The sequence below is a fragment of the Kribbella sp. NPDC048915 genome, from assembly GCF_040649595.1.
In the GTDB taxonomy this organism is placed as follows: domain Bacteria; phylum Actinomycetota; class Actinomycetes; order Propionibacteriales; family Kribbellaceae; genus Kribbella.
Map to the genome: position 1 here is coordinate 80,748 of NZ_JBEZFT010000017.1, position 20,480 is coordinate 101,227.

The following is a 20,480-nucleotide window of genomic DNA, read 5'->3' on the forward strand; positions in this document are numbered from 1 at the left end:
CGGTTGTGGCAGGTTTTAGACATGAACCTTCGGATCGGCATCGCCGGGATCGCCATCGAGTCCAGCACGTTCTCACCCCACCGGGCCGGCCTGGACGACTTCGACGTACGACGAGGGGACCGCATCCTGGAGCGGTACGACTTCCTCGGCAAGGACTGGGCGCAGGGCATCGACTGGGTGCCGCTGCTGCACGCGCGGTCGCTGCCCGGCGGCGCGGTGCTGCCGGAGGTGTACGACGAACTGTCGGCCGAGATCATCACCCGCGTCGAAGGTGCGGGCGAGCTGGACGGGTTCTTCTTCGACATCCACGGCGCGATGAGTGTGGTCGGGCGGCAGGACGCCGAGGCCGACCTGGCCACCCGGATCCGTGCGGTGCTCGGCCCGGACGTGCTCGTCTCGGCGTCGATGGACCTGCACGGCAACGTGTCCCGCGAGCTCGGTACCGCGGTCGATCTGATCACCTGCTACCGGATGGCGCCGCACGAGGACGCGATGGAGAGCCGCGAGCGCGCGCTCCGGAACCTCGTCGAGCGGGTGCGGTCCGGCCAGGGCAAGCCGGCCAAGGCGTGGGTCCAGGTGCCGGTGCTGCTGCCCGGTGAGAAGACGTCGACGCGGCTCGAGCCGGCCAAGTCGATCTACCGGCGCGTGGGCGAGATCGCCGACGAACCCGGCGTACTCGACGCTGCCGTCTGGGTCGGGTACGCGTGGGCCGACGAGCCGCGGTGCCGGGCCGCCGTGGTGGTCACCGGTGACGACACCGACCTGATCACCGCGCGGGCGGAGGAGTTGGCGCAGGCGTACTGGGACGCGCGGGACGGGTTCGAGTTCGTCGCTCCGACCGGCACGCTGGCCGAATGCGTCGAGGCGGGGCTCGCGTCGAGCGCGCGTCCGTTCCTGATCAGCGACTCCGGTGACAACCCGACCGCGGGCGGCGCCGGGGACACGTCCTGGACGCTCGGGCAACTGCTCGCCGTCGAGGAACTGACCGCGGGCAAGGCGACCGCAATCCACGCCAGCATCCACGACGCCGAGGCGGTCGCCGCCTGTGTCGCAGCGGGCGTCGGCAACCAGGTCGAGGTACACGCCGGCGGCAAGGTCGACTCCGGTCCGGCCGGTCCGGTCGCGCTCTCCGGCACCGTGTTCTCGATCGCCGAGGATCCGGTCGGCGGCACGACCGCGGTCGTGCAGGTCGGCGGACTGCACTCGATCCTGACGAGTCGCCGCAAGCCGTACCACCACCTCGCCGACTTCACGTTGCTCGGCCTCGACCCGGCGGCCACCGATCTGGTCATCGTCAAGATCGGCTACCTGGAACCCGAGCTCTACACCCTCGCCGCCGACTGGCTCCTCGCCCTCACCCCCGGCGGCGTGGACCAGGACCTCCTCCGCCTCGGCCACCACGGAGTCCTCCGCCCCCTCTATCCCTTCGACCCCGACATGCCCGACCCGGAGCTCAAGCCCGAGCTCCTACCCTGATTCCGCGCTCCCGCCACCCGGCAACTGCAGGCGATGCAGCTCGGCGACAGGCATCGGCGAGTTGATGTCGACGAGCTCACGCACGAATGCAGCCTGGTCCTTCGCAGGCAGAAACCACACCCAGGGAAGGGCCGGAGTCAGCGCGTCGAGCGCGTGGTTCGGGCGCATTGCCGGGTCGCCCACACGCAGATGTTAGGTCAGGCGGACGCAAACGCCCGGGAGGCCGGGCGGCTCAGAGCTTGCGGAGGAGGTCTAGGGCGTCCAGGGCGTGGGTGACCAGGTGGTCGAGGGGATAGGGGCGGTGTTTGTCGGGGAGGGCGGACCACTCGATGGCCAGATCCTCGGTGTAGGAGAGCCAGGCGTGCACGCGGAGGTAGTCCGGGGAGGTGGGTTCGTCGGCGAGCTCGGGGTTGCCGAGGTAGGTGAGAACGCGGGCGGTCAGGCCGGCGCGGGTCTTGTCGTAGACCTCGACGGCGTAATCGTCCCCGCCGGCGGCGCCGCGGACGAACGAGATGTACGCCGTCCGGCGGCGCGCGATGAACGCCACGAACTGGGTGACCATCTCGCGCAGTTGCGCCTCGGGAGGTAGTGAGTCGGCCGGCTTGGTGACCCGGAGCAGCCGGCGACCGGCCGCGGAGATGACGGCGACGTAGTAGTCGCGCTTGCTCGGGAAGTAGTGGAACAGCAGCCCGCGGGAGATCCCGGCCTCGGCGGCGATCGCGTCGATCGACAACTCATGGATCGGTTTGTCCCGGAGCATCATCAAGCCGATCTTGACCAATTGCTTCTTGCGGTCGTCCGCTGACAGCCGGTGATCCATGGTATTGAGCATTGCTTAGCCTCCCGCTACGGTCAAGGCGAGGGAGAGGAGTCTTGATGGGGTTCGAACCTTCGGCCCGGGCTCGCGAGCTGATCACCCGCGTGGAAGCCTTCCTGCGCGACGAGATCGAGCCGGTCGAGGCAGAGCTGCACACGGCGATCCGCTCCGCCGACGACCCATGGCAGCCGCAGCCGCTGATCGCGGAACTGCAGACCAAGGCGCGTGCCGCCGGTCTGTGGAACCTCTTCCTGCCGCCCGCCGAGCCCGGCAGCGAGCAGTACGGCGAGGGCCTGAGCAACCTGGACTACGCTCCGATCGCGGAGCTGACCGGTCGCTCGTTCATTGCGCCGTACGTCTTCAACTGCAACGCACCCGACACCGGGAACATGGAGGTGCTGCTCCGCTACGGCACCGACGAGCAGCGGAAGCAGTGGCTGGAACCGTTGCTGGACGGCACGATCCGGTCCGCGTTCTGCATGACCGAGCCGGACGTCGCGTCCTCGGACGCGACCAACATGCAGGCCACCGCGATTCTGGACGGCGACGAGGTGGTGCTGAACGGGCGCAAGTGGTGGAGCACCGGCGTCGGCCATCCGGACTGCGAGCTGCTGATCTTCATGGGGCTCACCGACCCGGACGCGCACCGGTACGAACGGCACACGATGGTCCTCGTCCCGCGGGACACCCCGGGCGTGAAGGTCGAGCGGCTGCTGCCGGCGATGAACAGGTACGACGAGCCGCACGGGCACGGCGAGGTGTCGTTCGCCGAGGTCCGCGTACCGGCCGCGAACATCCTGGCCGGACCGGGCAAGGCGTTCGGGATCGCGCAGGGCCGCCTCGGACCGGGCCGCGTGCACCACTGCATGCGACTGGTCGGGCTGGCCGAGAAGGCGCTCGAGCTCGCACTGCGCCGCGGCACCAGCCGGACCGCGTTCGGCAAGCCGCTCGTCAATCTCGGCGGCAACCGCGAGCGGATCGCCGACGCAAGGATCGCGATCAACCAGGCGCGGTTACTCGTGCTGCAGACGGCGTACCTGCTGGACACTCAAGGGCTCGCCGGTGCGCTGAGCGAGGTGAGCCAGATCAAGGTCGCGGTCCCACGGATGGCGCAGGATGTTGTCGACATGGCGATTCAGCTGCACGGCGGCGGTGGATTGTCCGAGGACTTCCCGCTCGCGGCGGCGTGGACGAGCGCTCGCGTGTTGCGCCTGGCCGACGGCCCGGACGAGGTGCATCGTGGGGTGATCGCGAGGATCGAGCTCGCGTCGTATCTCTCGGCAGCCCAGGAGGCGAAGTGAGGGTCCTCGTCACCGGGGCCGCGAGTGGTCTCGGCGCGGCGCTGGTCGCCCGGTACGTCGCTGCGGGGCATCAGGTGCTCGCCACCGACGTGTCCACAGATTTGTCCACCGGCGCCCCCGGCGGTACGGCGTACCTCAAGCTCGACGTACGTAGTCCGGAGGACTGGGACGCGGCGGTGGCGTGGTGCGAGGAGCACTGGGGTGGTTTGGACCTCCTGGTGAACAACGCGGGGATCGCGACCGGCGGACGGATCGACGTCGAGACGCTGGACGAATGGGATCGGGTCGTCGACATCAACCTGATGGGTGTCGTGCGGGGCTGTCGCGCGTTCGTGCCGCTGTTCAAACGGCAGCGCTCCGGGCAGATCGTCAACACCGCGTCGGCGGCCGGTCTGGTGCATCCCCCGATGATGAGCTCGTACAACACGGTCAAGGCCGGTGTCGTCGCGCTGTCCGAGACGCTCTCGCACGAGCTGCACCCGTACGGCGTGAGCGTGTCGGTGGTTTGTCCGTCGTTCTTCCGGACCAATCTCGCGGACTCGATCCGCGGCGCGGACAGTGCGATGGGTGCGACCGCGCGGCAGCTGATCGAGAAGTCGCCGCGGTCCGCGGACGACATCGCGGCGGTGGTGATCGACGGCGTCCGGAAGCGCCGGTTCCTGATCGTTCCGGACCGGCCGGCGCGGCTCGCCTGGCTGAGTAAACGGTTCGCCCGCCCGCTGTACGACCGGCAGATGCGCCGGATCGCTGCGCGCGCCCACCAACGCGCGGGCGAGGCACGGACGCCGGACGCCGGATGACAGCACGCACGATGGCCGTACGCACGATGACCGGACGCGCGATGGTCGGCGAGCGATGACCGAGGTCCCGCAGGGTGCTCGGCGGGTCCGGGACGAGGACGCGTTCGACGTTGCCGCCGTCGACGCCTGGCTGCGGCAGCAGACCGACGTACCGGCGGGGCTGCCGGAGGTGAAGCAGTTCTCCGGCGGTGCCTCGAATCTCACCTATTTACTGCGGTATCCGGGCCACGACCTGATCCTGCGCCGGCCGCCCGCGGGCACCAAGGCGAAGAGTGCGCATGACATGGGCCGCGAGTTCCGGATCCAGCAGAGCCTGAAGCCGGTCTTCCGGTACGTCCCGGAGATGGTTGCTCACTGCAACGACAAGGACGTGATCGGGTCCGAGTTCTACGTGATGGAGCGGGTCGTCGGGACCATCCCCGGGCATCACCACCTGGGCGTGGACCTGACCGCCGAGCAGACCCGGCAGCTCGGCTTCACGTTGATCGACGCGCTCACCGAGTTGCACGCCGTCGATCCGGTCGCCGCCGGGCTCGGCGATCTCGGCCGCGGCGCGGGTTACGTCGAACGTCAGGTCAACGGCTGGTCCGAGCGGTACCGCAAGGCCAAGACCTGGAACGTGCCGAGCTACGAGCGGGTGATGGCGTGGCTGGCCGCACATCAACCGGCAGATGTCGGTACGTGCGTTGTCCACAACGACTTCCGGCTCGACAACGTCGTCCTCGCGCCCGACGATCCGCTGCGCGTGGTCGGCGTACTGGACTGGGAGCTGGCGACGCTCGGCGATCCGTTGATGGATCTCGGCAGCGCGCTGGCGTACTGGGTGCAGGCCGACGACGACTGGGCGTTCCGTCGGTTCCGGCTGCAACCGTCCGACCTACCGGGTATGCCGACGCGCGCCGAGATCGTCGACTACTACGCGAAGCAGTCGGGGCGGGCTGTGGACAACTGGGCGTTCTACGAGGTTTTCGGGTTGTTCCGGCTGGCCGTGATCGCGCAGCAGATCTACTACCGCTACCACCACAAGCAGACCCGCAACCCGCGGTTCAAGAACTTCTGGTTGCCGGTCAATCTGCTCGAGCGGCGCTGCCGCAGGATCATCCGGCAGGCGTGAGTGCCCACCCTCTATCTGATCCGGCATGCGCAGGCGTCCTTCGGCGCGCGCGACTACGACCGGTTGTCGGCGCTGGGCGAGCGGCAGGCCACGCGGCTCAAGGAAACGTTCGCCGAGGTGAAGCCGGCGTTGGTGGTGTCCGGATCGATGCGGCGGCACCAGCAGACCGCCGCGCTCGCGGGCTTCCCGCCCGAGGTGGATCGTGGCTTCGACGAGTTCGATCACCAGGAGGTGATCGTCAGGTACAAACCGGCGTACCGGCGGCACGCGGTGATGGTGGCCGATCTGACGCGGACCGGTCATCCGAAGCGCGCCTTCCAGGAGATGTTCACCGCGGCGACCCAGCGCTGGATCGACGGCGGCGACGGCTACACCGAGACGTTCCACGCGTTCTGCGAGCGGTCCGAGGAGGCGGTACGGCGTACCGCCGATCGACTCGGCAAGGGTGAGGCGGCGCTCGTCTTCACCTCCGGCGGGCCGATCGCGGCCGTGGTCAGCCGGCTGCTTACGGGTGGCGACGACCTGTGGGCGAAGCTGAACCCGGTGACGATCAATACCGCGATCACCAAGGTCGTGTCCGGGCGCAGCGGGCTGACTGTGGTGAGCTACAACGAGCATGTCCACCTCGGTGCGGACCTGCTCACCTACAGATAGGGACACTTCCGATGCGACGGAACATCCTGATCACCGGCGCCAGCTCCGGCCTCGGTGCGGAGATGGCACGGCAATTCGCGGCGAAGGGGCACGATCTCGCGCTGACGGCCCGGCGAACCGACCGGCTGGAGGCGTTGCGGACCGAACTGATCGAGCGCTATCCACAGCTCCGGGTGGTTGTCCACAGGCTGGATGTGACGGATCACGAGCAGGTGTTCACGGTGTTCCGGGCGATCGACGCCGAGCTTCCGCTCGATCGGATCGTGGTGAACGCCGGTCTCGGCAAGGGCGCACCGCTCGGCACCGGACGCTTCGACGCGAACCGCGAGACCGCGCTGACGAACTTCGTCGGCGCGCTCGCGCAGGCCGAGGCCGCGCTCGAACTCTTCCGGGCCCGCAACGCCGGACATCTCGTGTTCATCTCCTCGATCTCCGGGCTGCGCGGCCTGCCGAAGACCGTGACGACGTACGCCGCGACAAAGGCCGGGCTGGCGTCACTCGCCGAAGGGGTGCGGATGGAACTGCTCCGGACGCCGATCAAGGTCAGCACGATCTACCCCGGCTACATCCGTTCGGAAATGAACGAGCGGGTCGCGAACACGCCGTTCATGGTCGACACCGAGACCGGTGTCCGGGCGATGGTGGCCGCGATCGAGGCCGAGAAGGCGAAGGCGTACGTACCGTCGTGGCCGTGGGTGCCGTTGGGTCAGGTGATGCGGTTCGCGCCGCTCGCCGTCCTGAGGCGGCTGATCTGATGCGCTGGGGTCTGACCGTCCCGCTGACCGGCGTACCGCTGCGGGAGCATCGGGCGCTGATCGCGGAGCTGTCCGCGCTCGGGTACACCGATCTGTGGTCGGCGGAGGTGGCCGGCGCCGACGCATTCACTCCGCTCGTGCTCGCGTCCGAGTGGGATGCGTCGTTGCGGCTGGGGACAGCCGTCGTACCCGTGCACACGCGCGGGCCCGCGGCGCTGGCGATGAGCGCGGCGACGCTGGCCGATCTCGCACCGGGACGGTTCGTGCTCGGGATCGGGGCCTCGTCGGAAACCATCGTGACCGGGTGGAACGGGATTCCGTACGATCCGCCGCTGGCGCGGACGCGGGATGTGCTGCGGTTCCTGCGGCAGGCGTTCGCGGGCGAGCGTGTCGACGGCGAGTTCGCCAGCTTCACGATCCGGCGGTTCCGATTGGAGAAGGCGCCCGACGTACCGCCCGCGATCATGCTCGCCGCGTTGCGCCCGCAGATGCTCCGGCTGGCCGCGCGCGAGGCCGACGGCGCGATCACGAACTGGCTGTCCGCGGACGACGTCCGCCGGGTGCGCGCCGAACTCGGCCCGGACAAGGAACTCGCCGCACGGATCTTCGTCTGCGTCACCGAGGACGCCGAGATGGCGCGCAACATCGGCCGTTTCCTGATCGCGACGTACCTGACCGTGCCCGGGTACGCCGCCTTCCACGACTGGCTCGGCCGCGGCGACATCATGAAGCCGATGCGCGACGCCTGGGCCGCGGGCGACCGCAACGCCGCGATGGCCGCGATCCCGGTCGAGCTGGTCGACGACCTGGTCGTCCACGGCACACCCGAGGAGTGCCGCACCCGCATCAATCGCTATGTCGACAACGGCCTGGACACCCCGATCATCGCCACCCTCCCCACCGGCACCAACCTCCTCGACACCGCCCGGTCCCTCGCCCGTACCTGAGGACGTAACTCTGCGAGGAGAGTTGCTCAGCGATGTCAGGCCGGCTGGTGCGCCCGATCCGTGCGTGGGTCCGTGCCCGGGTGACCGAGGGTGCGTGCCCGGTGGCCGAGTCGGCGCCCGCGCTGGACGGCCGCGCTTGTCCCCGCGCGGTGGGTTCACCCACGGTGTTGTGGGTTCCTGACCCGTGTGAACGGTGCGGAACCCACAACACGGTGGGTGAACCCACCGCGCGGCGGAAACCCGGAAACCCGGAAGCCCAACGACCACACCGCACCACCACGCCACTGGGCTCGGGAGCGTGGCTGGGGGATGAGGCTGTTGCGATGAGTGGCCGTGGTGATGAGGCCGTGGTGAGTTCGACGGGTGTAGCCGTGGAACTGTGGAGGGTTTTCGTCGTATGGCGGGGCAGAATCCTCCACTGTCGTGCGGAAAATCCTCCTAGCAGCGCTGTTGGCGCGCGCTACAACGTAAGACGGGCGTCTCAGATGATGGGATGCGAGCGGGGCGAACTTGACCCGGTCGCCAGTTGTCGGCGAATAATGCCTACATGCGATCGATTCTCCTCGTACTTGTGCGGCGCGCCGACTGACGCGACCCCGAGTCGAGCGCGCCCCTTCAGCCAACCCGGCGGAAGGGGTTTTTTGTTGCCAATGCGACTATCTGCGACCCAGTAGTGCGGCGGAAACGGCCACAGGCGAGGATGGATCGGTCGCGAAAAGCGAACATCGTGACTGACTGAGGGAAGGCACTCATGAGTGAGCAGCTGACCGGGGCACAGGCTCTGATCCGCGCACTGGAACATGCCGGAGTGGACACCGTCTTCGGCATCCCGGGTGGCGCGATCCTCCCGGCGTACGACCCGATGCTCGACTCGACCCAGATCCGCCACATCCTGGTACGTCACGAGCAGGGCGCCGGCCACGCCGCCCAGGGGTACGCGGCGGCGTCGGGCAAGGTCGGTGTCTGTATGGCCACCTCCGGCCCGGGCGCCACGAACCTGGTGACTCCGATCGCGGACGCCTACATGGACTCGGTGCCGATGGTCGCGATCACCGGCCAGGTCGCCAGCGCCGCGATCGGGACCGACGCCTTCCAGGAGGCCGACATCCGCGGCATCACGATGCCGATCACCAAGCACAACTTCCTGGTCAACGACCCGAACGAGATCGCCACCACGATCGCCGAGGCCTTCCACATCGCGTCGACCGGCCGGCCCGGTCCGGTGCTGGTCGACGTGACCAAGGACGCGATGCAGACCAAGGGCGTCGACTTCCAGTGGCCGACCGAGCTGTCGCTGCCCGGGTACCGGCCGGTGACCCGCCCGCACCCGAAGCAGGTGCGTGAGGCGGCCCGTCTGATCGCCGCGGCCGAGAAGCCGGTGCTGTACGTCGGCGGCGGCGTGATCCGCGCCCAGGCCAGCGCCGAACTGAAGGAACTCGCCGAGCTGCTCGGCATCCCGGTCGTCACCACGCTGATGGCCCGCGGCGCGCTGCCGGACACCCACGAGCTGCACTTCGGGATGCCCGGCATGCACGGCTCGGTGTCCGCGGTCGGTGCGCTGCAGCGGTCCGACCTGCTGATCGCGCTCGGTGCCCGCTTCGACGACCGGGTGACCGGCCGGCTCGATTCGTTCGCGCCTGAGGCGAAGGTTATCCACGCCGACATCGACCCGGCCGAGATCGGCAAGAACCGCGCCGCGGACGTCCCGATCGTGGGCGACTGCAAGGAGGTCATCACCGACCTCATCGCGGCCCTTCGGACCGAGATCACCAACTCCGGGCGCACCCCGTCGTACGACACCTGGCGCAACCAGCTGGAGGCGGTTCGTTCGCGGTACCCGCTGGGCTACGACGAGCCGGAGGACGGCTCGCTGTCGCCGCAGTACGTGATCGAGCGGATCGGCAAGATCGCCGGCCCGGACACCGTGTACACCGCGGGGGTCGGGCAGCACCAGATGTGGTCGGCGCACTTCCTGCCGTTCGAGAAGCCGGGCCACTGGCTGAACTCCGGCGGCCTCGGCACCATGGGGTACGCCGTCCCCGCCGCGATGGGCGCCAAGGTCGCGCGCCCGGACCGGACGGTGTGGGCGATCGACGGCGACGGCTGTTTCCAGATGACCAACCAGGAGCTCGTCACCTGTGCGCTGGAAGGTATCCCGATCAAGGTTGCCGTGATCAACAACCAGTCGCTGGGCATGGTCCGGCAGTGGCAGACGCTGTTCTACGACCAGCGGTACTCCAACACCGACCTGCACTCGGCCCGGATCCCGGACTTCGCCAAGCTGGCCGAGGCGATGGGCGGTGTCGGGCTGCGCTGCGCGGACAAGGACTCCGTCGACGCCACCATCGAAAAGGCGATGGCGGTCACCGACGCGCCGGTCGTCGTGGACTTCGTCGTGCACCGCGACGCGATGGTGTGGCCGATGGTCGCCGCCGGCGTCAGCAACGACGAGATCCAGATCGCCCGTGACATGGCCCCGTCCTGGGACAGCGAGGAGCTCTGACATGTCGAAACACACTTTGAGCATCCTGGTCGAGAACAAGCACGGCGTGCTGGCCCGGGTGGCCGCGCTGATCTCCCGCCGGGGCTTCAACATCGACTCGCTCGCGGTCGGTCCGACCGAGCACCCCGAGGTGTCCCGGATGACGATCGCGGTGAGCGTCGACGACCAGCCGCTGGAGCAGATCACCAAGCAACTCAACAAGCTCGTGAACGTGATCAAGATCGTCGAGCTCGAGCCGAGCCAGACCGTGCAGCGCGAGCTGCTGCTGGTCAAGGTCAAGGCGGACACCCTGACCCGCGGACAGGTCCTGGAGACCGTCCAGCTGTTCCGTGCCAAGGTGGTGGACGTGGCACCGGACGCGATCACGATCGAGGCGACCGGTAACCCCGAGAAGCTCGAGGCCATGCTCCGGGTGCTGGAACCCTTCGGCGTCCGCGAGCTGGTGCAGTCCGGCATGGTGGCGATCGGCCGCGGCGGTCGCTCCATCTCCGACCGCACGCTGCGTCCGGTCCCGGTACCGCCGCCGCACGTGCAGTCCGGACCGCCGAACGTCCAGGCGCGACCCGCCGAGCGTCCGCACCCGGTACCGGCGCCGCCGCCGGGCCGTTCCGCCGCCGTACCGAATCACAACTAAGGAGAAGTGCCCGAAGTGGCTGCTGAAATGTTCTACGACGACAACGCCGACCTGTCGGTGATCCAGGGCCGGCACGTGGCCGTGCTCGGCTACGGCTCCCAGGGCCACGCCCACGCGCTGTCCCTGCGCGACTCCGGCGTCGACGTCCGCGTCGGCCTGCCCGAGGGTTCGAAGAGCCGCGCCAAGGCCGAGGCCCAGGGCCTGCGGGTCGTCACGCCGGCCGAGGCCTGCGAGGAGGCCGACGTGATCGTCGTCCTCGCGCCGGACCCGGCCCAGCGCAAGCTCTACACCGAGGCCATCGAGCCGAACCTGGTCGACGGCGACGCGCTGGTCTTCGGGCACGGCTTCAACATCCGGTTCGGCTACATCAAGCCGCCGGCCGGTGTCGACGTGTTCATGGTCGCCCCGAAGGGCCCGGGGCACCTGGTCCGTCGCGAGTACTCCGAGGGACGCGGCGTACCGGTCCTGGTCGCGGTCGAGCAGGACGCCACCGGCAAGGCCTGGGACCTCGCGCTGTCCTACGCGAAGGGCATCGGCGGCCTGCGCGCCGGCGGTATCAAGACCACCTTCACCGAGGAGACCGAGACCGACCTGTTCGGTGAGCAGGCCGTCCTCTGCGGTGGTGTGTCGGCGCTGATCCAGAACGGGTTCGAGGTGCTGACCGAGGCCGGCTACCAGCCCGAGGTCGCGTACTTCGAGTGCCTGCACGAGCTGAAGCTGATCGTCGACCTGATCTACGAAGGCGGTATCGCCAAGCAGCGCTGGTCGGTCTCCGACACCGCCGAGTACGGCGACTACGTGTCCGGCCCGCGGATCATCGACGCGTCGGTGAAGGCCCGGATGAAGGAGGTCCTCGGCGAGATCCAGGACGGTACCTTCGCGAACCGGTTCATCACCGACCAGGACGCCGGCGCGCCGGAGTTCAAGGCGTTCCGCGAGCAGAGCGAGCAGCACCCGATCGAGGCGGTCGGCAAGGAGCTGCGCGGCCTGATGGCGTGGGTCAAGTCGCACGACGAGGACTACGTCGAGGGCACCGCGGCCCGCTGATCCGCGGAAACCCCGAGTACGGCTGGGGCCCGGACCATCCAGGTGGGTGGTCCGGGCCCTTCGTTTGACACAATATGTGACGGATCTGGTCTTGCAGGGTGATCTCTGGGGGAGGTGAGCGGTGGAGGACGGCAGGAAGCCGCTGCCCCGGCCGCCGCGGCGGATCCCGGCGAACGCCGGTTCGCTGACCCAGATGGAGCCGCCGGTCCGGCCCGTGCATCCGGCTGCGCCGCACCCGGCTGCGCCGCAGCCGCGGCGGCCGTGGATCTTCGGCCGGATCCTGGCCGGGCTCCTGGTCCTACTGGTGATCGTCGCGGGCGGTGCCGCAGCGGGGTGGTACTTCCGGGAGCAGACGCTGCGGATCGACGCCGCCGAGGTCCAGAAGACGGTCGGCCCGGCCGTCGTCCGGGTGCTCGCGACGACCTGTTCGGGGACCGGCGAGGCGTCCGGTGTGCTGATCGAGAACGGGCGCGTGCTGACCGCGGCGTCGGCGGTCGAGCGGCCGCAGTCGATCGTGGTCGTGGCGCCGGACGGCCGGATGCGCCGCGCGAACCTGCTCGGGACGAGTGCGGACGGGGTCGCGGTGCTGCAGTCCATCGGGTTCAACGAGACGCCCGTCCAGCTGCCGTCGACGGATCCCGATCCGAAGGCCGAGCGCGCCCTGATCGGCTACACGGCCGCGGGGAAGCAGGTCGTCAATGCGATCGGCTCCGCGGAGGACCCCGAAGCGCTGAGCCAGTTCATGAACGCGGCCAAGCTGGGCGGCCCGGTCCTGGACAAGACCGGCGCGCTGGTCGGCCTGGTCACGGGCGACACCGTCCAGGCCGCGACCGTCGTACCGCTCGCCAATCTCCGTGGCTACTCGGCTCAGGCGCCGACTGGCATCACCGTCGCCGCCGCAGCGGAATGCGCCGAGCCCAAGGGGCCGCAGCCCGCGGTCGCGCCGCAGTTGCAGGTTGCCCGTACGCCGCTCGCGCTCGAGGCGCAGGCGCTGCTCGGGAAGTACCTGACGCTGGAGAACAAGCACGACTTCGGGGCCTTGCAGGAGCTGTACTCGAAGAAGCTTGCCAAGACGATGACCGTGGCCCGGGACCGCCAGGGCCACCGGACGTCGTACTTCTTCAACGCGAAACTCACCGACCTCGCCCCCGACGGATCGTACGCGCGGATGTCGTCGAACGTGCTGTTCTCGCCTACCGCCCAAGGCGCGAACGGCGGCAGCTGCAACCGCCTGGACGCCCGCTACGACCTGATCCGCGAAGCCGGCAAGCTCGTCATCGACGGCGCCACCTACGTCCGCCAGCCGGTCGCCTGCGACACAGACTGACAAGCCCGGCCGCGAGCGCTCCGGCTGTGAGCTCCGTCTGGCAGCTCCGGCTGACACGCCGAGTGACCGGGATCTGGGTCCCGGGAGCACGGCGTGCGACGGACGGGGTACCATCGAGTCAGCGGGCACAGCGCGGTGCTCTGTTGTCGATGAGCCCCCAACCGCTTCTGCAGGAGATTCCTCCATGACTGACGTAACCCGGCCGGTCGTCCTGATCGCCGAAGAGCTGAGCCCGGCCACCGTCGAGGCGCTCGGACCCGACTTCGAGATCCGGCACGCCAACGGCGCCGACCGCGCCGAGCTGCTCCCGGCGATCGCCGACGTCGACGCGATCCTGATCCGCAGCGCCACCAAGGTCGACGCGGAGGCGCTGGCCGCCGCGAAGAAGCTCAAGGTCGTCGCCCGCGCCGGCGTCGGTCTGGACAACGTGGACGTGAAGGCCGCCACCCAGGCCGGGGTGATGGTCGTGAACGCGCCGACCTCCAACATCGTCAGCGCCGCGGAGCTCGCGGTCGCGCTGCTGCTCGCCACCGCGCGCCGCGTCCCGGCCGCGAACGAGTCGCTGAAGAAGGGCGAGTGGAAGCGGAGCAAGTTCTCCGGCGTCGAGCTGTTCGAGAAGACCGTCGGCATCGTCGGCCTGGGCAAGATCGGCGTCCTGGTCGCCCAGCGGCTGGCCGCCTTCGGCATGAACGTGATCGCCTACGACCCGTACGTGCAGGCCGGCCGGGCCGCGCAGATGGGCGTCCGGCTCGCGACCCTGGACGAGCTGCTCGCGACCAGCGACTTCATCTCGGTGCACCTGCCGAAGACCCCGGAGACCATCGGCCTGATCGGCGACGAGCAGCTGCACAAGGTCAAGCCCGAGGTCATCATCGTGAACGCGGCCCGCGGCGGCATCGTCGACGAGCAGGCGCTGTACAGCGCGCTCAAGGAGGGTCGCGTGGCGGGCGCCGGCCTGGACGTGTTCGCGACCGAGCCGTGCACCGACTCGCCGCTGTTCGAGTTCGAGAACGTGGTCGTCACGCCGCACCTCGGCGCGTCCACCGACGAGGCGCAGGAGAAGGCCGGGATCGCGGTCGCGAAGTCGGTCCGGCTGGCGCTGTCGGGTGAGCTGGTCCCGGATGCGGTCAACGTCCAGGGCGGCGTGATCGCCGAGGACGTCCGCCCGGGCATCGGGCTGACCGAGAAGCTGGGCCGGATCTTCACCGCGCTGGCCGGCGGCGTCGCGCAGCAGCTCGACGTCGAGGTCCGCGGCGAGATCACGCAGTACGACGTGAAGGTGCTCGAGCTCGCCGCGCTCAAGGGCGTGTTCGCCGATGTCGTCGAGGACAACGTCTCGTACGTGAACGCGCCGCTGCTGGCGGCCGAGCGGGGCCTCGAGGTCCGGCTGGTGACCGACCACGACAGCCCCGAGCACCGCAACCTGATCACGCTCCGCGGCACGCTCGCCGACGGCACCCAGGTGTCGGTGTCGGGCACGCTGGTCGGCGTCCGGCAGTCGGAGCGGCTGGTCGAGATCGACGGGTTCGACGTCGAGATCGAGCTCGCCGCGCACCTGGCGTTCCTCACCTACGAGGACCGTCCGGGCATCGTCGGCCAGGTCGGCCGGATCCTCGGTGACGCCGACGTGAACATCGCCGGCATGCAGGTCAGCCGGGATCGCAAGGGCGGCAAGGCGCTGGTCGCGCTGTCGGTCGACTCGAAGATCGAGCCGGGGGTGCTGGACGACATCAGCGCCGCGGTGCAGGCCGACACGGCCCGCACGGTGGACCTCGAGGTCTGACTCAGCCGAACGACTGATTTACTGGAGGCGGTCAGCCGCCCGCAGGCGCATGGCGGCTGACAAGGGCCCGGGCTCCATAGCCCGGGCCCGCCTTCGTTTCCGGACGCCTTATCGGCGGGTGGCCAGCAGTACGGCGGCGTCCGGGGCGACCATCACCTCGACCGTGGTGAAGCGCTGGTCCATCAGCCACTCCTGGCGCAGCGTGTCGACGCGCCCCTCGTACATCGGCGGCCAGACCGGGGACGGGGTGAAGTCGTCGAGGACGACGTAACCGCCGGGCTCGACGACGTCCGCGATCACGTCGCGGGCGGACAGCTTCGCCTCGCGGGCGTCCACGAACAGCAGCGCGAACGGGCCGCGCTCGATCAGCGCCGTCCAGTCGGCGGAGACGACCTCGATCCGCTCGTCGGCGGCGAACAGTTCGGCCACCGCCTGCGCCAGTTGCGGGTCGCTCTCCGCGGTGACGATCGACGTGTCCTCCCGGGCGCCGCTGCGCAACCACGCCGAGCCGACGCCGCAGCCGGTCCCGAGTTCACCGAGCAGACCGGTCTTCGAGGCCGCGAGCGTGGCGAGCAGCCGGCCGGTCTCGTTCCGCGTGGAGCTGACGAATCCGCGCCGGCCGGACAGGCTGAGGGCCGCCGAGACGAGCGGCGGCAGTTCTGGAGGAGCACTCACCGGGTGAGAGTCGCACAGGTGCGGTCCAGGCACCCCACCGGGATCTCAGATCGTGGGACACCCTGCCCGCATAGTGGAGGAATAGTCGGATGTGCGAGTAAATTCGTCGTCGTCCTGCCGCCCACGACATTCTTGGGAGGAGCAGCATGTACGAGATGTATCCGGCCAACTGGCCCGCGATCGACGCGCGCGAGCGCAAGGCGACCCGGCGTCGCCGCGCGCCTCGCCCGGCGAGCGACGAGGTCAAGGCCGTCCAAGAGGCCATGAACCGCCGCGACAACGGGGGAGAACCCAAGAAGTGAGCGAGAACAAGAACTTCACGCTGGCCGTCGTTCCGGGGGACGGGATCGGACCCGAGGTCACCGCCGAGGCGCTCAAGGTCCTCGACGCGGTAGCGGCGCAGCACGGCGTGACGTTCGAGCGGACCGAGTACGACCTGGGCGCCAAGCGCTGGCACGCCACCGGGGAGACCCTGCCGGACGCCGAGCTCGAGGAGATTCGCAAGCACGACGCGATCCTGCTCGGCGCGGTCGGCGACCCGAGTGTGCCGTCCGGCGTCCTCGAGCGCGGTCTGCTGCTCAAGCTCCGGTTCACCCTGGACCACTACGTGAACCTGCGGCCGTCGAAGATCTACCCCTCGGTCGGCTCCCCGCTGGCGAACCCGGGCGCGGTCGACTTCGTCGTCGTCCGGGAGGGCACCGAGGGCCCGTACGTCGGCAACGGCGGCGCGCTGCGCGTCGGTACGCCGGCCGAGATCGCCACCGAGGTGTCGGTGAACACCGCGTACGGCGTCGAGCGGGTCGTCCGTGACGCCTTCGCCCGCGCGCAGGCCCGGCCGCGCAAGAAGCTCACGCTCGTGCACAAGAACAACGTGCTCGTGCACGCCGGTCACCTGTGGAAGCGGACCGTCGACCGCGTCGCCGAGGAGTTCCCGGAGATTTCGGTGGACTACCTGCACGTCGACGCCGCGACGATCTTCCTGGTCACCGACCCGGCCCGGTTCGACGTGATCGTCACCGACAACCTGTTCGGCGACATCATCACCGACCTGGCGGCCGCGATCAGCGGCGGGATCGGGCTGGCCGCGAGCGGCAACATCAACCCGGACCGGACCGCGCCGAGCATGTTCGAGCCGGTGCACGGCTCCGCGCCGGACATCGCCGGTCAGCAGAAGGCCGACCCGACGGCGGCGATTCTGTCCGCGGCGCTGCTGCTCGACCACCTCGGCCTGACCGAGGCGGCCCGCGCGATCGAGGCGGCCGTCGAGGCCGACATCGAGGAGCGCACCGGCGCTGCCCGCAGCACCGCCGAGATCGGCGACGCGATCGCCAAGCGCGCGGCGGGCTGACCGATGACCACCTGTGAGGCTCCCGCTGTGTCCGGGGGCCTTGCTCGCCCGACCAGTGTGTCGAGAGGTACGGTGCGGTCATGCGTGAGCGTAGCGAACGCACAATGAACACTGCCGCCCACGGCGCTCAGGCCGGGGCCGAGCGAAGCGAGGTGTCGGCATGAGCGCCGATCTGGAATTCACCGTTGAGCCAACCACCCAAGCGGCCAGCGACGACCAGCGCGCCCAGATCCTGGCGAACCCAGGATTCGGGCAGTACTTCACCGACCACATGGCCATCGCCACCTGGACGGCCGGGAAGGGCTGGCACGACGCCCGCATCACCGCGTTCGGACCACTGGAGCTGTCGCCCGCGACCGCCGTGTTCCACTACGCGCAGACGATCTTCGAGGGGATGAAGGCCTACCGGCACCCCGACGACTCGATCCACCTGTTCCGCCCCGAGGCCAACGCGGCCCGGTTCCAGCGCTCCGCGCGGCGGCTCGCGCTGCCGGAGCTGCCGACCGAGGCCTTCCTCGACTCGCTGCACAAGCTGGTCGAGCTCGACAAGGACTGGGTGCCGGGCGGTGGCGAGACCTCGCTGTACCTGCGGCCGTTCATGTTCGGCTCGGACCCGTTCCTCGGCGTCCGCCCGTCGGCCCAGGTGACGTACTGCGTGATCGCCTCGCCGGCCGGGTCGTACTTCGCGAACGGCGTGCAGCCGGTGCGGATCTGGCTGAGCGAGGAGTACACCCGCGCGGCCCCCGGCGGTACCGGCGCGGCGAAGACCGGCGGCAACTACGCCTCCTCGCTGCTCGCCCAGGCCGAGGCGATCGAGAACGGCTGCGACCAGGTCGCGTTCCTGGACGCGGTCGAGAAGAAATGGGTCGAGGAACTCGGCGGGATGAACCTGTACTTCGTTCTCGACGACAACTCGGTCGTCACGCCGGAGCTGTCCGGCACGATCCTCGAAGGCGTCACCCGGGACTCGATCCTGAAGCTGGTCACCGATCTCGGGTACCACGTCGCCGAGCGCAAGATCTCGATCGACGAGTGGCGCGAGGGCGCGGCGTCCGGCAAGGTCCGCGAGGTGTTCGCCTGCGGCACGGCCGCGGTGGTCACCCCGGTCGCCTCGCTGAAGTGGAAGGACGGCGAGATCCAGATCGGCGACGGCAACGGCGGCCCGGTCACCGCGGCCGTCCGCACCGCGCTGCTCGACGTGCAGTACGGCCGCACCCCTGACACCCACAACTGGATGACTCGCATCGTCTGACGCAGCCTTTTCGCAGCGGCCCGGCGGATAATTCGCCGGGCCGCTGTTATTTGCCGCGGGTGATGAACCAGCCGATGGTGTTGACCACGGCCAGGACCAGCCAGAGTCCGATCGCCAGCACCGGCGCTCCGGTCCACCAGACCTCGTCGTAGCTCTCCGACTCCGGCTTCAGCAGCACGATCACGATCGAGACCGCGAGTCCGGCGTACGCACATACGAAGGCGGCGAGCTTCGTCGGTGTCGCGAGGGCGACCAGCGCGAGGACGAGGTACGCAATGAACAGCAGGTTCGCCGCACTGCCGAGGATGTCCGCGTGCCGGACCATCCCGAAGCCCGTGAAGAGCTGCAAGTTGCTGCGCCCGTACTCCCGGACCAGCCAGGTCGGCACCAGCGTGATCAGCAATGCGAGCGCGGTGGTGTAGCCGAGCAACTGGAACCGCAACTGGTTGACCGGGTCCCGGTGGGAGCGCGGTGGCAGCGGTGCCTTGAGTACGTCGAGGTTTGCGTCGTCCGGCTCACTCACGATCGGTCCTAGGTTCTCCGGGGCTGTTTCAAACGATCTTTTCAGGATGCGGTGTCAGCCTTGCGGGCCGCCCCGGCCCGGGCGGCTCGCAGGGCGATGATCGAGACGACGGTCCCGATGCACCAGAGGCCGAGGGCAACGATCGGGGCGCCGGTCCAGTCGGTGTGGACCCGGAAGGTGCCGCTCGGCCGATGCGCGAGGACGATGACGGTCGCGACGAAGCCGGTCGCACCCATCAGAACCGGCGCGCCCTTCTCGGGTCGGGTCAGCAGAAATCCGAGCGCCAGCACGATGTACATCAGGAACAGAAAGGTGCCCAGTTCGCGCAGCGGCGTCTTGCCCTCCGGGCTGAGCCCCAGCAGGCCGATTCCGCTGAAGAGGCTGAGATCGTCGCGGAACTCCCGGGTGAGCCAGGTCGGCGCCAGCGTGGCCAGCAGGGCGATGCCGACGGCAAAGTTCATCAGCCGGTAGTGCTGCGGGCCGAGCTCGCCGGCCGGAGCGTGGCTCACGGGGTGTTCCCTTCTCGAGGCATCGGGTTGACGGGCGGATGCACAGGCGAATTCCCACGCGCCTTGCCGGGCGGATTCACAGCATCTTTTCAGGTCTGCGGGTCGGACATCCGGTCGGTCTTTGTCGCAGGCGTTCGATAGGGTCTGGCGGCATGGGTGCGTTTCCGGGTGAGGTCGAGGAGTACTACGCGGAGCTCGCGGAGCGACGGGAGTGGCCGGCGGAGACCGTCGCCGCGATCCGGTCGACCGTCGAGCTGATCCGGGACCTGGACCGCGGGACGGCGTCGCGGACCTACGGCGCGGCGGTCGACGACTACGGCACCGACTGGCTCTACGAGGCGGTCTGGCATGAGCGCGAGTGGGTGGTCGTCCGCCAGCTCGGCGTCGGCGAGGACGGCGACGTCAAGCGGTACTGGTGGCAGCGCATCGAGGACGACGACGGCATGCTCACCGACCAGCCGCTCGACCGCGAGAGCTGGGGGCTGCGCCCGCTGACCCGCGAGGACTTCTACACCGCGTGGGACGACCCCGGCTGGTCGCTCACCGCCTGAAGCACCCCACCGACGTCAACGGCCGACGTCAACGGCCGACGTCAACGGCCGACGTCAAACGGTCGACGTCGAACGGTCGGCGTCGAACGGCCGGCATCAACGGTCGACGTCGAGGGCCGGCCGCCCGCGGGCCTGGTGGCGCGCACGGCCAATAGCCGGGGATAACCCCTCGTGTTGGGGGGAGTCGTCGTTATACCAACGAACAACCCCGGCGGCAGGGATATCCGCGCCAGTTGGGGTTCTCTGCTCGTGTACCGACGGAGAACCCCCAACACGCGGGCTTATCCGCCTCTTGTGACCGATCCGTGGGGGCCCGGGTGACCGAGTCGCCGCCCACGCTGTACCGCGCTGTGCCGCGCTGTGCCGCGCTGTGCCGCGCTGGACGCCGCGCGCGTTCCCGCACGGTGGGTTCACCCACGGTGTTGTGGGTTCCTGACCCGTGTGAAGGGTACGGAACCCACAAC

20 protein-coding genes and 1 pseudogene are annotated in these 20,480 nt (G+C 69.3%); 16 read left to right on the plus strand and 5 right to left on the minus strand.

Annotated elements, in window-relative coordinates:
- The first annotated feature begins 21 nt into the window (after positions 1-21).
- Entirely contained in the window at positions 22-1,476 is a 1,455-nt protein-coding gene (locus AB0B82_RS12240; RefSeq protein ID WP_360165707.1) for a M81 family metallopeptidase, read from the plus strand.
- Here AB0B82_RS12240 and AB0B82_RS12245 read toward each other — a convergent pair.
- Both AB0B82_RS12245 and AB0B82_RS12250 read right to left on the minus strand, forming a co-directional pair.
- Positions 1,468-1,659, minus strand: a complete 192-nt coding sequence (locus AB0B82_RS12245; protein ID WP_360165710.1) for a hypothetical protein — start codon at positions 1,657-1,659, stop codon at positions 1,468-1,470. The two genes, AB0B82_RS12240 and AB0B82_RS12245, sit on opposite strands and share 9 nt — an antisense overlap.
- Positions 1,660-1,708: 49 nt before the next feature.
- Positions 1,709-2,296 (minus strand): TetR/AcrR family transcriptional regulator, encoded by a 588-nt coding sequence (locus AB0B82_RS12250; protein ID WP_360165713.1) that lies wholly within the window; start codon positions 2,294-2,296, stop codon positions 1,709-1,711.
- A gap of 56 nt (positions 2,297-2,352) precedes the next feature.
- Between AB0B82_RS12250 and AB0B82_RS12255 the strand changes: the two genes are divergently transcribed.
- From AB0B82_RS12255 to serA, 11 genes and pseudogenes are all read left to right on the plus strand, one after another.
- On the plus strand, positions 2,353-3,594 hold the full coding sequence (locus tag AB0B82_RS12255; RefSeq protein ID WP_360165716.1) for an acyl-CoA dehydrogenase family protein: 1,242 nt from the start codon (positions 2,353-2,355) through the stop codon (positions 3,592-3,594).
- Complete coding sequence (locus AB0B82_RS12260) at positions 3,591-4,394, plus strand: SDR family oxidoreductase (protein WP_360165719.1); 804 nt, start codon at positions 3,591-3,593, stop codon at positions 4,392-4,394. The genes AB0B82_RS12255 and AB0B82_RS12260 overlap by 4 nt, the downstream gene beginning before the upstream one ends.
- Positions 4,395-4,449: 55 nt before the next feature.
- Entirely contained in the window at positions 4,450-5,508 is a 1,059-nt protein-coding gene (locus tag AB0B82_RS12265) for a phosphotransferase family protein (RefSeq protein WP_360165722.1), read from the plus strand.
- The gene (locus AB0B82_RS12270) at positions 5,509-6,162 is read left to right on the plus strand and encodes a histidine phosphatase family protein (protein WP_360165725.1); all 654 of its coding nucleotides are present in this window, start codon (positions 5,509-5,511) and stop codon (positions 6,160-6,162) included.
- A gap of 11 nt (positions 6,163-6,173) precedes the next feature.
- Entirely contained in the window at positions 6,174-6,917 is a 744-nt protein-coding gene (locus tag AB0B82_RS12275; RefSeq protein WP_360165728.1) for an SDR family oxidoreductase, read from the plus strand.
- The gene (locus AB0B82_RS12280) at positions 6,917-7,864 is read left to right on the plus strand and encodes an LLM class F420-dependent oxidoreductase (protein WP_360165731.1); all 948 of its coding nucleotides are present in this window, start codon (positions 6,917-6,919) and stop codon (positions 7,862-7,864) included. The genes AB0B82_RS12275 and AB0B82_RS12280 overlap by 1 nt, the downstream gene beginning before the upstream one ends.
- Positions 7,865-8,615: 751 nt before the next feature.
- Complete coding sequence (locus AB0B82_RS12285) at positions 8,616-10,367, plus strand: acetolactate synthase large subunit (protein ID WP_360165734.1); 1,752 nt, start codon at positions 8,616-8,618, stop codon at positions 10,365-10,367.
- Position 10,368: 1 nt separating this feature from the next.
- Positions 10,369-10,872: pseudogene (ilvN, locus tag AB0B82_RS12290) on the plus strand (acetolactate synthase small subunit); the annotation flags it as partial.
- Between the two features lie 156 nt (positions 10,873-11,028).
- The gene (ilvC, locus tag AB0B82_RS12295) at positions 11,029-12,048 is read left to right on the plus strand and encodes a ketol-acid reductoisomerase (RefSeq protein ID WP_360165777.1); all 1,020 of its coding nucleotides are present in this window, start codon (positions 11,029-11,031) and stop codon (positions 12,046-12,048) included.
- A 121-nt stretch (positions 12,049-12,169) separates the two neighbouring features.
- A complete protein-coding gene (locus AB0B82_RS12300; RefSeq protein ID WP_360165737.1) occupies positions 12,170-13,375 on the plus strand; it encodes a serine protease in 1,206 nt (401 codons plus the stop codon).
- A gap of 184 nt (positions 13,376-13,559) precedes the next feature.
- Positions 13,560-15,158 carry a phosphoglycerate dehydrogenase gene (gene serA / locus AB0B82_RS12305; RefSeq protein ID WP_360165740.1) on the plus strand — a complete coding sequence of 533 codons (1,599 nt, stop codon included), beginning with the start codon at positions 13,560-13,562 and terminating at the stop codon, positions 15,156-15,158.
- Between the two features lie 108 nt (positions 15,159-15,266).
- Here serA and AB0B82_RS12310 read toward each other — a convergent pair whose 3' ends face one another.
- A complete protein-coding gene (locus AB0B82_RS12310; RefSeq protein ID WP_360165743.1) occupies positions 15,267-15,833 on the minus strand; it encodes a class I SAM-dependent methyltransferase in 567 nt (188 codons plus the stop codon).
- A gap of 146 nt (positions 15,834-15,979) precedes the next feature.
- On the opposite strand from AB0B82_RS12310, the gene AB0B82_RS12315 reads away from it, so the two are divergent.
- The 3 genes from AB0B82_RS12315 (at position 15,980) to AB0B82_RS12325 (ending at position 18,433) form a co-directional block, all read left to right on the plus strand.
- Positions 15,980-16,135, plus strand: a complete 156-nt coding sequence (locus tag AB0B82_RS12315; RefSeq protein WP_360165746.1) for a hypothetical protein — start codon at positions 15,980-15,982, stop codon at positions 16,133-16,135.
- Complete coding sequence (locus AB0B82_RS12320; RefSeq protein ID WP_360165749.1) at positions 16,132-17,181, plus strand: 3-isopropylmalate dehydrogenase; 1,050 nt, start codon at positions 16,132-16,134, stop codon at positions 17,179-17,181. Before AB0B82_RS12315 ends, AB0B82_RS12320 begins: the two co-directional genes overlap by 4 nt.
- Positions 17,182-17,341: 160 nt before the next feature.
- On the plus strand, positions 17,342-18,433 hold the full coding sequence (locus tag AB0B82_RS12325; protein WP_360165751.1) for a branched-chain amino acid aminotransferase: 1,092 nt from the start codon (positions 17,342-17,344) through the stop codon (positions 18,431-18,433).
- A gap of 46 nt (positions 18,434-18,479) precedes the next feature.
- Here AB0B82_RS12325 and AB0B82_RS12330 read toward each other — a convergent pair whose 3' ends face one another.
- Together AB0B82_RS12330 and AB0B82_RS12335 are read right to left on the minus strand one after the other, a co-directional pair.
- Positions 18,480-18,956, minus strand: a complete 477-nt coding sequence (locus AB0B82_RS12330) for a hypothetical protein (protein WP_360165754.1) — start codon at positions 18,954-18,956, stop codon at positions 18,480-18,482.
- 41 nt (positions 18,957-18,997) lie between these two features.
- Entirely contained in the window at positions 18,998-19,465 is a 468-nt protein-coding gene (locus tag AB0B82_RS12335; RefSeq protein WP_360165757.1) for a hypothetical protein, read from the minus strand.
- A 152-nt stretch (positions 19,466-19,617) separates the two neighbouring features.
- Between AB0B82_RS12335 and AB0B82_RS12340 the strand changes: the two genes are divergently transcribed.
- Complete coding sequence (locus AB0B82_RS12340) at positions 19,618-20,016, plus strand: hypothetical protein (protein ID WP_360165760.1); 399 nt, start codon at positions 19,618-19,620, stop codon at positions 20,014-20,016.
- The last annotated feature ends 464 nt before the right edge of the window (positions 20,017-20,480 follow it).